The sequence below is a fragment of the Thalassospira sp. CA1 genome (genome assembly GCF_059052855.1).
This window is the reverse complement of sequence record NZ_JBZCIA010000003.1, coordinates 322,488-335,535: the sequence shown is the minus strand read 5'-3', so window position 1 is coordinate 335,535 and position 13,048 is coordinate 322,488. Positions and strand designations below refer to the sequence as shown.

General features: G+C 56.0%; 13 protein-coding genes. 2 read left to right on the top strand and 11 right to left on the bottom strand.

Annotated features, from left to right (window positions below; all coding sequences use genetic code 11):
• Window positions 1–36: 36 nt before the first annotated feature.
• The 11 genes from AC5Q5A_RS08345 to ehuR all read right to left on the bottom strand — a co-directional run bounded on the left by AC5Q5A_RS08345 (window position 37) and on the right by ehuR (window position 11,112).
• Entirely contained in the window at window positions 37–330 is a 294-nt protein-coding gene (locus tag AC5Q5A_RS08345) for a hypothetical protein (RefSeq protein ID WP_493894947.1), read from the bottom strand.
• Window positions 331–338: 8 nt separating this feature from the next.
• Window positions 339–1,745, bottom strand: a complete 1,407-nt coding sequence (locus AC5Q5A_RS08340) for an arylsulfotransferase family protein (protein ID WP_493894946.1) — start codon at window positions 1,743–1,745, stop codon at window positions 339–341.
• Between the two features lie 208 nt (window positions 1,746–1,953).
• Window positions 1,954–2,445: an Lrp/AsnC family transcriptional regulator gene (locus tag AC5Q5A_RS08335; protein WP_008890033.1), complete on the bottom strand. Its 492-nt coding sequence runs from the start codon at window positions 2,443–2,445 to the stop codon at window positions 1,954–1,956.
• Window positions 2,446–2,447: 2 nt separating this feature from the next.
• The gene (gene doeB / locus AC5Q5A_RS08330) at window positions 2,448–3,446 is read right to left on the bottom strand and encodes a N(2)-acetyl-L-2,4-diaminobutanoate deacetylase DoeB (RefSeq protein ID WP_493894945.1); all 999 of its coding nucleotides are present in this window, start codon (window positions 3,444–3,446) and stop codon (window positions 2,448–2,450) included.
• A 108-nt stretch (window positions 3,447–3,554) separates the two neighbouring features.
• A complete protein-coding gene (doeA, locus tag AC5Q5A_RS08325) occupies window positions 3,555–4,736 on the bottom strand; it encodes an ectoine hydrolase DoeA (protein WP_063086986.1) in 1,182 nt (393 codons plus the stop codon).
• Window positions 4,737–4,784: 48 nt separating this feature from the next.
• Window positions 4,785–5,777: an ectoine utilization protein EutC gene (eutC, locus tag AC5Q5A_RS08320; RefSeq protein WP_493894944.1), complete on the bottom strand. Its 993-nt coding sequence runs from the start codon at window positions 5,775–5,777 to the stop codon at window positions 4,785–4,787.
• A 6-nt stretch (window positions 5,778–5,783) separates the two neighbouring features.
• A complete protein-coding gene (gene eutB / locus AC5Q5A_RS08315) occupies window positions 5,784–6,773 on the bottom strand; it encodes a hydroxyectoine utilization dehydratase EutB (RefSeq protein WP_493894943.1) in 990 nt (329 codons plus the stop codon).
• Entirely contained in the window at window positions 6,770–7,573 is an 804-nt protein-coding gene (locus AC5Q5A_RS08310) for a maleate cis-trans isomerase family protein (RefSeq protein ID WP_493894942.1), read from the bottom strand. The genes eutB and AC5Q5A_RS08310 overlap by 4 nt, the downstream gene beginning before the upstream one ends.
• Window positions 7,574–7,677: 104 nt before the next feature.
• Window positions 7,678–8,961 (bottom strand): TRAP transporter large permease, encoded by a 1,284-nt coding sequence (locus AC5Q5A_RS08305; protein ID WP_063086990.1) that lies wholly within the window; start codon window positions 8,959–8,961, stop codon window positions 7,678–7,680.
• 14 nt (window positions 8,962–8,975) lie between these two features.
• Window positions 8,976–9,560: a TRAP transporter small permease gene (locus AC5Q5A_RS08300; protein WP_051007605.1), complete on the bottom strand. Its 585-nt coding sequence runs from the start codon at window positions 9,558–9,560 to the stop codon at window positions 8,976–8,978.
• Window positions 9,561–9,714: 154 nt separating this feature from the next.
• On the bottom strand, window positions 9,715–11,112 hold the full coding sequence (gene ehuR / locus AC5Q5A_RS08295; protein WP_493894941.1) for a MocR-like ectoine utilization transcription factor EhuR: 1,398 nt from the start codon (window positions 11,110–11,112) through the stop codon (window positions 9,715–9,717).
• A gap of 227 nt (window positions 11,113–11,339) precedes the next feature.
• Between ehuR and AC5Q5A_RS08290 the strand changes: the two genes are divergently transcribed.
• Both AC5Q5A_RS08290 and AC5Q5A_RS08285 read left to right on the top strand, forming a co-directional pair.
• Window positions 11,340–12,359, top strand: a complete 1,020-nt coding sequence (locus AC5Q5A_RS08290; protein WP_008890042.1) for a TRAP transporter substrate-binding protein — start codon at window positions 11,340–11,342, stop codon at window positions 12,357–12,359.
• A 187-nt stretch (window positions 12,360–12,546) separates the two neighbouring features.
• Window positions 12,547–12,972 carry a hypothetical protein gene (locus AC5Q5A_RS08285; protein WP_493894940.1) on the top strand — a complete coding sequence of 142 codons (426 nt, stop codon included), beginning with the start codon at window positions 12,547–12,549 and terminating at the stop codon, window positions 12,970–12,972.
• Window positions 12,973–13,048 lie beyond the last annotated feature (76 nt).

Sequence of the window (13,048 nt, the reverse complement as noted above, 5' to 3'; positions counted from 1 at the left end):
ACAAATAGTCCGGTATGAGTTCATCTGCCTGCCCAATCAGGAATTTTGATGTTCGGATGCGTTGGCGGTCGCAGGCTTTGCCGCGCGGTTGGCCTTGCGTTTGCGCATCATCTTGCGAAGCGGCCACATCAAAACAAAACCGACCGCAACGACGATTGCCGCCAAAACCGCCCACAAGGCGGATAGCAGGCTAAGACCGGCACCCGGCCCGACATAAGCCTGGGCTGGAAAGGCAATCAGCATCATCGCGCCCGCAAGCGTTACAGTGCCAATGGTCAGAAATGTCTGGGATTGGTTGGCATTAGATGCCGGAATTATCGAGCTGTTCATTTGCGGTTTCATTGTGCTTCTCCTGCGTTGGAGCTGCCTGTATTCGAGGCGGGGGCGGTAGTGCGAAACAGGTCGGCACGCGCATCGCTGATGCGTTCGGCCTGTGAGACGACGGGGACTAGTTTCTTGCCGGGATTGTCGGGATCATCGCGGCGGATCGGGTTGTGGAATTCCCAAACGATTTCGCCGCTGTCAGTGACTTCCAGCAGGCGACCGCCACTTGATTCCGTAATCAATGTATTGCCATTGGCCAGACGTTGCTGATCAGCGCGAATGTTGCTGTCAAATTTCTGATTGGCGTTGCCCTTGTATTGCCAGGTGATGGCATTTGTTTGCGGATCGATTTGCAGAATGCGCGAGAACCCGGCATCGGGATCGGCGAACTGCCCCTGGTTATCGAACAACAGGATTTCGCCATTGGGCAGAACATCCGGGTCATGTTGGCCCAGCCACGGCCCACGGGTGGCCCAGGTGATTTTTTCCGCATCCATGTCGAGCACGGCAATGATGCCAAGATCGCGGAAGGACAGAACGACGTCACCCGCCTTGCCATAGGCAAAGTTGGCAGCGGTTTTATCGTCGATCAACTGGATCGTGTTGGTGTGAAGGATGTCTTCATTGGCGAAATAGGGGGCGAAATCAACCATGTTGGCATAGTTGGACTTGATCAGTGCATCAAGGATCGAGACGCGCTTGATCTCCTTGCCATCGGGCGACAGGATCACGGCAAAATCATCAAGGCGCGGCGGCCTGAGTTGTTTGCGATTGGGATAGGTGTTGAACCTGAATTCCTGTGTTAGCGCATAGACACGGCCATCATCGGCGATGGAAAAATCATGATGGGCGGTGCCAAGATATTTCCAGATCGGTTTTGAATTGCGATCAATCTTGGCCATGCCATAGCCATAGGGCGTATCGCCCGCCGCGGTATATTGGACAATCAGATTGCCATCCGGCGCCATCTTGGCCGTATGCCAATGCATGAATTCATCTTTTTGCGGGTTGGGGATCGGCGATGTTTCATCGTGAATGGCGCTGAACGGCATCCGCCATTCATGGACGATGTTGCCATCCATATCGATCAGAACCGCATGGGGGCCATCACCCGATGAATACAGTGTCAGGCCATCCTGCGCCTTGTCCTGGTCGTGGATGGTGACACCAGTTTGATCGGTGCGGGCCGGTGACCAGAAATCAAGCCGTTCGACATCGGTATATTTGGTCCGTTGTTCCCAAAGTGCTGTTCCGGCACGCCAGGCATTTTTCAGAGACTGGTACGGCGGGACTTCCGCCAGTACCACAAACGCGCCAAGCCCAAAGCTGATTGCGGCAATTCCGATCACAGAAGCTGAGAGAAACAGGCGATCAGCGGTATTGGTGGTGTTGGACTCTTCGTAGTGACGAGTATCAGGCACGCATAACCTCCGTGTATTTTGACAGAAAGGTTACGCAGACGTGCGGGCAAATTTACGGCGATTTTATCGGTAATTGCGGCGAATTGGTCCGCAATTAGCCGCGAATTCGCCTTAAACGTTAATTGTTAATATGAACAATCATACCGTTTTTTTTGGGGGGTGCGTATGCAGACGGGGCAGGAATATGATCCTGCCCACTGGTGCGGTTTTATTTGCGTTCGGGGGGCTCGACCAGATTTTCAATCGGGGTGATTGAGGTCGTTTTGACCTTTTTGGTGACGATATAGGTGAAATAGCGGTCGATCCCGATATTGGACACCAAAAGCCGGTCGATCAGACGTTGATAGGCATCAACGTCATGACACAGCACCTTGAGCATGTAATCCACTCCGCCGCCAAGCGCATAGCATTCGACGATTTCGGGGATGTCCTGCACGGCGCGTTCGAAAATCTGGAAATCATCATGCTGGTGATGACGCAGGGTTACTTCGGTCAGAACCAGTGTCGGTTTGACCAGCTTTTCCAGATTGATATGGGCGTGATAGCCCGAAATAACGCCAAGGTCTTCGAGGCGTTTAAGCCGTTCCCAGCACGGGCTTGGCGAAAGGTTTACCGCCTCGGCCAGTTTGACCTTGGTGATGCGCCCTTCGCGTTGCAGGGTTTTGAGGATTTTCAGATCGAGCTCATCAAGCCGGACCATGGTCAGAGCACCTCGGCAATCACAATCAAACAGTCGCCCGTCTTGATCAGGCCCTGGAAATGGCGGCACGAAACGATGCCCGCGCGCGGGGCATAATATTCGCGCGGCGGGGTGCCTGTGCGTTCGACATCATAAATGCGCGCGATCAAATCGCCTTCCTTGACCATGTCGCCCAGATCAACGCATGGCTCATACAGGCCGGATGCCTCGGATGCGACAAAGCAACGGTCATCGGGCATATCAAGCATGGTTGTTCCAGTCGGGCTCGGTTCAATTTCGCCCTTGAGGATACCAGCATGAATAAGGATGTTGTGCACACCGCGATCGGCAATTGCGACACGTTCGGCCGTGGTTGAACCGCCGCCACCCAGTTCGGTGGTGACAAAGGTTTTGCCAGCTTCCTCGACCACGGTGTCAAACATACCGACCGCATCCAGTTCGAGCATCATCATCGAATAGGGCGCACCGAATGCCTTCATGGCCGCAACGCAGCGTGCTTCCTGTTCCTTGTCGGGCAGGACGTGGGCCGCCGCGAACGGGATGAAATCAAGCGTCTTGCCGCCGGAATGGATATCAAGAACGATATCGGCCTCGGGCACGAGATAGCGGAAAATATAATCGGCGATCTTTTGGGTGACCGTGCCATCGGGTTTGCCCGGGAAGGACCGGTTCATGTTGCCCGCATCAATCGGGGAGGTCCGCGATGCGCTGCGAAATGCCGGATAGTTCATGGCTGGCAGAATGATCACACGACCGGTGATTTCACCAGCGGACAGGGATTCTGCCAGTTTGAACAGCGATACCAGGCCTTCATATTCGTCGCCATGGTTGCCGCCGGTCAAAAGGGCGGTGGGGCCATTGCCATTGCGGACCACGGTGATCGGGATCATCACGGCACCCCACGCGGAATCATCACGCGAATAGGGCAACTTTAAAAAGCCGTGGTGAATGCCATCCTGATCAAGCGGGATCGTCGGGCTGATGGGCGATGGTTTTGTCATGGTCGTATCCTTAAAAAGCCTGACTTCGCGACCGTCGTCGTCAGGCTGTGGCGTCTGGCACCGGACGTGGCATGTTTGGGATGCGCGTCCGGTGCGGCTTTGGCGGAATTAGTTTTTGACAAACAGCTGTCGTGGATAGCTGGTCAGGGTTTTCGACCCGGTTTCGGTAATCATCATGCTTTCGGTGATCTCGATCCCCCAGTCATCGAACCACAGGCCCGGCATGAAGTGGAAGGTCATGCCCGGTTCAAGAACCGTGCGGTCACCGGGGCGCAGGCTCATGGTGCGTTCGCCCCAGTCCGGCGGATAGGAAAGCCCGATCGGATAGCCACAGCGGCTGTCTTTTTCGATGCCGAATTTCTGCAAGACACCAAAGAAGGCGATTGCGATGTCTTCACACACATTGCCCGGTTTGGCGGCTTCAAGACCGGCCTGAAGGCCTTCGATCAGGGCACTTTCGGCATCAAGGAACCGCTGATCCGGTTCGCCAAGGAAAATCGTTCGCGACAGCGGCGCGTGATAACGGCGGTAACAGCCGGCAATTTCAAAGAAGGTCCCGGCATTGCCCGGAACGGGTTTTTCATCCCAGGTCAGATGCGGTGCACCGGCATCTGCGCCCGATGGCAGAAGCGGTACAATGGCCGGATAGTCACCGCCAATGCCGTCAACACCGGCGATCCCGGTACGGAAGATTTCCGCGACCAGTTCGTTCTTTTTCATACCCGGTTCGACGATTTCGAAAATGCGTTCATGCATGTTTTCAACAATGCGGGCGGCCTGCCGCATATAGAAAATCTCGGTCTCGGATTTGACCGCGCGCTGCCAGTTTACAAGGGCCGTGGCATCGGAAAACTTGGCGTTTGGCAGATGGGTCTGGAGCTGCAGGAAGGCCTTGGCGGAGAAATAGTAGTTGTCCATTTCCACACCAATACGGCGCGATGCCCAGCCGCGATATTCGATCACCTCGGCAAGGTAGTCCATCGGGTGGTGGGTGGTCGATTGCACATAGTAATCCGCATAGGGAATGATGCGGTCATGCGGCATATAGACCGTGCGTTTTGCCCCGTTGGCATCCTGCGAACGCCCGAACCAGATCGGGTCGTCTTCGATTGGAACCAGTACGCATTGATGGACATAGAACGACCAGCCGTCATAGCCGGTTAGCCAGGCCATATTCGACGGATCGGTCACGATCAAAAGATCGAGCCCCTTTTCCACCATGGCTTTTTTGGTTTTCTCCAGGCGCTCGGCATATTCCTCACGCGTGAAATTCAATTCTACCTGGCTCATCGCAGGCCTCCAGATAAAGGTGGGTCCAGACCCTGTTTCCCTTTGTTGTTAAGAAGTAATCTCGACCCCTGTACCGGCTGCATCACAGCGGTGACGGGCGAGAGTGGCGATAGCGGTGTCTTGCACACCGGTTCCGGTCAAATCACAGACCGTAGTCTGACCCGCACTTGTCCTGCCGGTCAAGGATTGGGCAATGATTTGGCCGAGTTCGGGGAATGTCGCGTCAGAGGACACCACACCGGCATCAATGGCATGATGCAGTTCGCCAAGAATGCGTGTCTGTGCCTGACTGTCGCTGACATAAAGGTCGGCCTGCCCGATCAGGGCAGGATCAATTTCGTTTTTGTGTTCGGCATCGGACCCCATCGCGGTCACGTGCGTGCCGGGCTTGACCCAATCGGCCATCAGAACCGGTTCGCGCGCAGGCGTCGTGGTGACGATGATGTCCGCGGTGCTTGCAGCGTCCTTGCCGTCCGTGGTGGCGGTAACCGGAATGCCCAGTTCAAGCGATGCCTTTTTCGCGCACGCCTCAGCCTTGGCGATGTCACGCGCCCAGATCGTCGCCGAGGTGATGTCGCGCACCAGTGTAAGTGCCTTAAGCTGCAAGTGGGCCTGCACACCAGCGCCAAAAATGGCGGCATGTTTGGCATCTTCGCGGGAGAGATGTTTGGCGGCCACCCCGCCAGCCGCGGCGGTGCGGACATCGGTCAGATAACCGTTATCGAGCAAGACGGCCTCCAGCAGGCCGGTTTTCGATGAAAACAGGTTCATCAATCCGTTGACCGATGGCAGGCCGAGCTTGGGATTGTCAAAGAAGCCCGGGCTGATTTTGATGGCGAAACTGTCGATGCCCGGCACATAGGCGGTTTTGACATCGACCTCGCCATTAAACTCGTCGATATCCAGACGCAGGATCGGCGGCATGCGGACGTCTTTCGTGGCAAGCGCCTTGAACGCGCCTTCGACACAGTTGATGGCATCCATATCGAGATCAATGACCTTGCGCAGGTCGGTTTCGGTCAGAATTCTGATTGTCGGCATGGTTTGTTACTCCGCCATCAGGTCGACGTCTTCGCCGCCAACAATGCGTTTGTGCAGGTCCATGTCGATATTGCACCCCGTCGTCAGCACCACGGTGCGGCCGGGATTATCGACCAGACCGGCACGCAGGGCGGCAATGCCCACGGCACCGGCACCTTCGACGACCTGTTGGTCATCAAGGTAGGCCGCCCGGATGCCATCGGCGATCTGGGCTTCGTTGACCAGAACGAAATCGTCGGTCAGATCGCCGCACATATCGAACGTGTACTGGTTGTTTTCACCAATACCGCCGCCGAGGCTGTCGGCCAGTGTTGGTAGTTCCTTGACCGACGTCGGTTTGCCTTCCTGAAGGCTCGTGATCATCGCACAGCCACGTTCCATGGTAATGCCAACCACCCGGATCATCGGATTGACCGATTTGGCGACCAGCGCCACACCGGCCAGCAACCCGCCGCCCGACAGGGGAACCAGCAAGGTATCCACGTCGGGAAGGGCTTCGACGATTTCAAGGCCAAGGGTGCCTTGGCCGGCAATGACATCGGCATGGTCAAAGGGCGGCAACATGATCATGCCATCCTGTTCGACCAGCCGGTCGACTTCGTGCTGGGCTTCGTCCTGTGACTGGCCGGTGATGCGGACTTCGGCACCGAGAGCCCGGATGCCATCGACCTTGTTTTGCGGCACCAGTTCGGACATGCAAATGATCGATCGCACCCCGGCATTGCGCGCGGCAAAGGCAAGTGCCCGGCCATAGTTGCCGGTTGATACACCAACGACACCCTTGGCCTTTTCCTCGTCACGGAGGCGCAGCACCGCATTGGCGGCACCGCGCAGCTTGAAGCTGCCGGTATATTGTTGTTGTTCGCATTTCAGCCAGACGGGGCTTCCGATACGATCAGACAGGGCGGCAGACGGGCGCAAGGGTGTGTGGATCACATGACCCGCAATGGTTTTGCGGGCAGAAAGAACATCAGCAAATGTGATGGGGTCTTTCATGGGACCTCGACTTGGTTCGTTGGTTGCGGGGAATGATCAAACAGGGTTCCGAACCCTGTGATCGGATTTTTGTACCCAATCAGGTTCAAGGCGTGCCAGATCAGGGCCTGATTGCTGGTGATGACCGGCTTTTTAAGCTGACTCTCGGCCTCGGCAATGATTTCGGCCGACCGGATCGCGGTGCAGGAAATAAACACCGCATCGGCATCCGGCGTGTCGACCTTAAGCGCACCTTCCAGCAGTGCCTTGGGCGGTAGGGCGGTCATGTCAAAGTCGTTATCAAGACCAAAGCCCATCACACGGGTAACATCAAAACCACGTTCTTGAAAACCGTCGGCAACCGACTGGGTTACATCGGCAAGATACGGGGTCAGGATGGCAATTTTTTGCGCCCCGACCGCACGCAGGGCAAGTTCACTGGCCAGAAGCGGATTGGTGACGTTGGTGCCCGGCATGCCTTGATTGATCAGCTCGGCGATTTTGTCCGAACCAGTCACAGCGGTGCCAGACGTGCAGCCGAAAATGGCAACATCAACGCCATATCCCGGCAACAGCGTTTTGGCTGCGCGTGGCAGATCGGCCGCCATCGATTGCAGGTTTGCGACCGTGACCGGGTTGGCGTTTTCAATGCGCGTGGTGAACAGGCGCACGTCGCCCGGCAGGATGGCGCGCAGGTCATCCTCGCTGTTGAAATCTGTTGCCAGCGTGATCAGGCCAATCCGCCCTGCCGGTCCGACCGGATCAGGGGAATAGGGCACGTCTGCCGGCTCTGGTGTAACCGCACGGGATACGGAAATCATCCTGAACTCCAGAAGCGGGTCGTCCCGATTTAATCAGGACGACCCAGTTTCAAATTTTCAAATATGCTTCCGGTCGCAGCCGGAATTTACGGGCCAGAACTTGATCAGCGGAAGGCAAGCTCTGGCAGGAACAGGGCGATCTGCGGAACAAAGATCAAAATCACGGCCGCAAGCAACAACATGATGATGAAGGGCGGTGTTCCACTGATCACCTCGGCATAGGGTCGCCTGAAGATTGCGATGGCTGTAAAGATGTCACACCCGAACGGGGGCGTGGCAGAGCCAATGGCAACCTGAAGCGTGACCAGCGTACCGACAAGCACCGGATCCAGACCGGCCGCATTGACAAGCGGCATGAAGATCGGGGTCAGGACCAGAATGACAACAATCGGGTCAACGAACATGCAGCCGATAAAGAAGGCAATGCAGATCGCGGCCAGAATGACATAGGAGTTCGCCCCTTCAAGCCCCAGTGCGCCAATGACGTGTTGCGGGATCTGGGCAAAGGAAATCACGAACGAGAATGTCGTGCCTGCACCGACCAGAATGAACACGACCGCCGTGATCAGACCGGTTGAACGGGCAATCGCCAGCAGTTCGGACCATTTGACCGACTTGAAGATCAGCACTTCAAGGATGATGGCATAGACCACGGCAACAGCCGCAACCTCGGTCGGGCTGACCCAGCCAAGATAGATGCCACCGACGATCAGAACCGGGAACATGATGGCCGGACCGGCATTGATCACGGCCTTGCCGCGTTCCGCCCAGGTCATGCGCGGGATGGTCGGGATGTCGTTCTTTTTGGCGTAGTACATGCAGTACAGCGAGAACATGATCAGAATGAGAATGCCCGGGCCGATACCCGCCAGGAACAGTTCGCCGATCGAAACCTTGCCCACCACACCAAACACGATCATGCCAATTGATGGCGGGATCAGAAACGCAATGTCGCTGGCATTGATGATCAGCGCCATGGCGAATTTGTCTTCGTAGCCCGCCTTGAGCATCTTGGGGCGCAGCGGACCACCCATGGCGACCACGGTCGCCTGGGTCGAGCCCGATACCGCACCAAACATGGTGCAACCAAGGGCTGTGGTAACCGCAAGGCCGCCGCGCACATGGCCGACAAAGGTCATGGCAAGGTCAATCAGCCGGTTGGCCGTATGCCCCTTTGTCACGATATCGGCGGCAAAGATAAACATCGGCACCGCGATCAGGGCGACCGGCGAGATGCCCGTGACCATCTGCTGTATGAGGATGCGTTCGGGAATAGGCATGTAAAACATGAAGGCGACGACACTGGCGGTTGCCAGCGGCACCATCATCGGGAAGCCCAGCACCAGAAGCCCCAGCATCACCAGAAGGATTGTTGTTCCTAAATCCATTTTTCCATTCCCCCTTACAGATGATGCTCGTCGGCGTCGTCAAACGTATCCTCGACCTGATAGGACAGGTGCGTCCCCGGTTTGAGGATGTTGGTCAACGCTGCCAGAACAAACTGGATGCCGGTTACGCACAGGCCAAACGGCACGATCAGAACGGTCAGGTAATAGGGGATGCGCAGGGCCGGGGTCAGCCGGTTCGATGTGATCAGCGACGAAACATAATCAATCGAATACCAGGCCAGAAGGAACAGCAAAGAGGCCGTGCCAAGCGTAATGAAGATCATCATGACCTTGCTGGCGCGCGGGCCGAGCATATCGGTAAAGGCCGACATGCGGATATGGCGCCCCATACGGGCGGCCTCGCTGATGCCGACAAAGGTCACAAGAATGATCAGAAACTGATTGAGCTCTTCGGAAAAGAAGATGCTCGAACTGAACCCCAGGCGCATGATCACATTGGCGACGGTGTTCACCGCCATGATGATGATGCTCCATCCGAGGAGCTGTCGTTCGACGACGGACAAGCCGTGGTCGAGTTTTCTTAAAATCCCCAACGCCCCGCCACTCGGAGCGGGGGCCTCCCCGTTTGCACCTGACATAGAACCTCCTTGATGCGTGTGCGAGACATTCTTTTGGAACGCTGTGTGCGGATGTTGGTTCCCTCCCACACGGATTGTCGTTCGCTTCACGCCGGTTCAGTCAGAATAAAAACGCTTTGTGATGGTTCAATCAGATTTTTGTCATGACACAAAATCAATACATCACGTCGAAGGCGTGAACGCCGGGCATTTGATCCATGGTATGGCGAATTTGGATCAGGGCATGCTGAACCGTTGGCGTATCAGGAGCACCGCCAAGACAGATCCGCATGGCGTTTGGCCGGGGAACCTTGACGGTCATGAACGGGTCGGAAATCGTGACAGCTACGCCGTTTTTGCGCAGTTCGGAGGCAAACCATTCTTCCTGCCAATGTTCAGGAATGCGCACCCAGGCCGACAGCGATGTCGGGTGATGGCGCACAACCGCATCGCCGAGAATATCGGCCACCAGTGCCTGGCGTTCGCGCATCAGCGCACGTTGGACCGTTACCGCCTGATCGACGGTGCCATCGGCAATCCAGCGTGCGCCGATCTCTGCCATCAATGGAGTCCCCATCCATCCGGTGACGCGCAAAACGCTGCTGGCACGAATCGACAAATGCGCGGGAACAGCCAGAAAGCCGGTTCGAAGGCCCGGCATAACCGCCTTGGTCAGGCTTGAGACATGAAAGCCAAGCTTGGGCAAAAAGCTTGTGATTGGTGGCAGGTTTTCTTCGAGCAGCGGGCGATAGACATCGTCCTCGATGACGTAGACGCCGTAATGTTCGGCAATTTCGGCGATGCGTTTGCGCCGTTCCAACCCCATCAGGCAGTTGGTCGGATTGGTAAAGATCGGGGTGACGACAAGGGCCCGGATTTGGCGCGTGCGGCATTCTTGCTCAAACGCATCGGGCAGGATGCCTTCATCATCGGTCGGCAATGCGCCCAGCTTGAAGCGCAGGATACTGGCCGAGCCGATCACGCCGTGATCAGTCAGGCTTTCGGTCAGGACGACGTCATCGGGCTGAATGACGGTTGAAAGGGCGGTAAAGACGCCTTGTGCCGCGCCATTGGTAATCAGAAGGTTGGGGATTTCAACATCGACCCCCATGCTGGAAAGCCAGTTGCGCCCGATGTCGCGGTGATAATCAAACCCGGCAACCGGCCGGCAGCTTTCCATCCAGCCATGGTGGGGTTCTTCGGCCAGTTTGGCGTGCATCTGGCGCGACAGGTCATTGTGAAAATCGGTGTAGGCCGCACGCACGATTGAAAGATCAACCAGATCGGGTTGGCGACTATCGAGGATAAAGGACGATGCCCGGTCGGTCAGGCGGGCCTGCACAAAGGTGCCGCGACGTCGTTCGGACCGCAAATAGCCTTGGCGTTCGACTTCCTTGTAGGCCGCACTGACGGTCTGAACGCTGACTTTCAGGCGATAGGCCAGTTCACGGTGTGTTGGCATCCGGACATCGTGGCGCAATCTGCCTGATTCAATATCGGTGATGATTGCTTCGACCAGTGCCTTGTATTTCGGGCCTGTTTCGCCGCTGAGGTCGATGTCAGGTAACCACATGATTGTCTTTCCACCCTGATGTTTTCGCGACCCTAACATGACAGGCGGGTTCTGTGTAGGTGTTCGGACTAATTTGTCATGAGACAAAACTAACATTGACCTGATGCAGGAACATTTCAAAACTTTGGGCGTTCATCACAGTGATGTTGAAATTAAGCGTTCCGATCCGAGTGCCTTCACAAGCGTTGGCGCCGATCGTTGAGCGCGATAACACGGGAGACTTCGATATGAGTCTGAACAAACTCCTTAAAGCGACCCTATCGGCGGCTGCACTGTTTGCCGTCGCAGGGACCGCTGCCCACGCCGAGGAATGGAAATTCGCCCACGAAGAAAGCCCGGGTGATGTTCAGGACCTTTATGCTCAGGAATTCAAACGCCTCGTCGAAGAAAAGACCGATGGCGACGTGAATGTGACCATTTACACCTATGGCCAGCTTGGCACCGAGAACGACATTACCGAGCTGACCGCAGCCGGTGCTGTTCAGTTCTCGAACGCATCGCCGGGTCACCTTGGGACTTTCGTTCCGGAAATTCAGGTCTTTGGCGTTCCCTACCTGCTGTCGCAGGATAACGAGGTGAACAAGAAGGTTCTGTCTTCAAGCCCGACCATTTACGAAGGTTTGTCCAAGGACTTCGAGTCCAAGGGGCTGAAGCTTTATACCATGTACCCGGAAGGCGAAATGGTCTGGACCACCAAGAAACCGGTCGAAAAGCCGGCTGATTTCGACGGTGTGAAATTCCGTGTCATGACCTCGCCGATCCTGATCGAGACCTATGAATCTTTCGGTGCTGATCCGGTCGCCCTGCCGTGGGGTGAAGTTTATTCCGGTCTTCAGACCAGCGTGATTGATGCACAGGTCAACCCGATCTTCTTCGTTGAAAGTGCCAAATTCTACGAAGTGACCGACCATCTGATCTATGCCGGTCAGCAGCAATACACCACCACCGTGGTTTCAAACGCGGCGTTCTATGACGGCCTGTCGGATGAACGCAAAGAGATGCTGGCGGAAGTAAAGGCCGAACTGGATGACTTCATCTATGAAGCCCAGAAAAAGGCCAATGACGAAGCCCTTGCACGCATCAAGGAAGCCAAGCCGGAAATCGAAGTGATCCGTCTGAATGACGAACAGCGTTCGGTCTTCAAGGAAGCTTCCAAAGGCGTTGGCGCAAGCCTTGTTGAGGAAGTCGGTGGTGACACCGAAGAAGTGCTGAACTCGCTTCGTGAAGAGTTTGGTACTGACATGTAATCGGGACTTCCCGATTTCGTAAGATATCGCAAACCCCCGCAGGCACTGCTTGCGGGGGTTTTTGTTTGTCTTGAACGGTCGGTCTGTGATCCCGGTGATGCTCACAACATCAGCGTTTCTGCGTCTCATACGTGCCCTTTCCGACAAGCGGACTGTGGTGATGAAACTGACGTGAAAGGAACTGGCTGTGAATATGCTCAACCTGCTTCAAACTGTCCGTGACGCGATCTTCCCGGCAATCATGTTTGCCGTGATGGCGCTCGGAACGCTTGTGACGTCGCCAAAGGCGGAGGTTTACAATCCCAATGGCGTGCCGATCTCGTCGAGCGAATGGGCCGAAACATCCCCGGACTCAGCCAAAGTGACGGTCAAGGATGCGCTGAGTAATTCCGGGAATGCCACGGTTGTTGCCGGTGTGACCAATGCGGGTGCGGCGCCTTATCTGAACCTGTTTGGTTCTGACGGTGCCGGTTCGATCTGGTGGCCGTCAGCAGATGGCGGCAATGCCGAGATCCAACTTCAAATCATAAATGCATCGGGTAGCGTCACTGCTGCTTGCACGGTGACGTCCAAGAAAGATACTGCCGGGAAGTTTGCGACGACCTGCCAGTAACCAAGGGTTTGGGCCCGGTGGCAGTGAGATCGTGGCAGTGAGATCAACGTCGCGTAGACATAAGGTAGACATAAAA

What these genes read in the sequence shown, in the direction of transcription:
- AC5Q5A_RS08345 (WP_493894947.1), bottom strand. Translation starts at nt 330, where the DNA reads ATGAACAGCTCGATAATTCCGGCATCTAATGCCAACCAATCCCAGACA.
- AC5Q5A_RS08335 (WP_008890033.1), bottom strand. Translation starts at nt 2,445, where the DNA reads ATGGTCCGGCTTGATGAGCTCGATCTGAAAATCCTCAAAACCCTGCAA.
- doeB (WP_493894945.1), bottom strand. Translation starts at nt 3,446, where the DNA reads ATGACAAAACCATCGCCCATCAGCCCGACGATCCCGCTTGATCAGGAT.
- doeA (WP_063086986.1), bottom strand. Translation starts at nt 4,736, where the DNA reads ATGAGCCAGGTAGAATTGAATTTCACGCGTGAGGAATATGCCGAGCGC.
- eutC (WP_493894944.1), bottom strand. Translation starts at nt 5,777, where the DNA reads ATGCCGACAATCAGAATTCTGACCGAAACCGACCTGCGCAAGGTCATT.
- eutB (WP_493894943.1), bottom strand. Translation starts at nt 6,773, where the DNA reads ATGAAAGACCCCATCACATTTGCTGATGTTCTTTCTGCCCGCAAAACC.
- AC5Q5A_RS08310 (WP_493894942.1), bottom strand. Translation starts at nt 7,573, where the DNA reads ATGATTTCCGTATCCCGTGCGGTTACACCAGAGCCGGCAGACGTGCCC.
- AC5Q5A_RS08305 (WP_063086990.1), bottom strand. Translation starts at nt 8,961, where the DNA reads ATGGATTTAGGAACAACAATCCTTCTGGTGATGCTGGGGCTTCTGGTG.
- AC5Q5A_RS08300 (WP_051007605.1), bottom strand. Translation starts at nt 9,560, where the DNA reads ATGTCAGGTGCAAACGGGGAGGCCCCCGCTCCGAGTGGCGGGGCGTTG.
- ehuR (WP_493894941.1), bottom strand. Translation starts at nt 11,112, where the DNA reads ATGTGGTTACCTGACATCGACCTCAGCGGCGAAACAGGCCCGAAATAC.
- AC5Q5A_RS08290 (WP_008890042.1), top strand. Translation starts at nt 11,340, where the DNA reads ATGAGTCTGAACAAACTCCTTAAAGCGACCCTATCGGCGGCTGCACTG.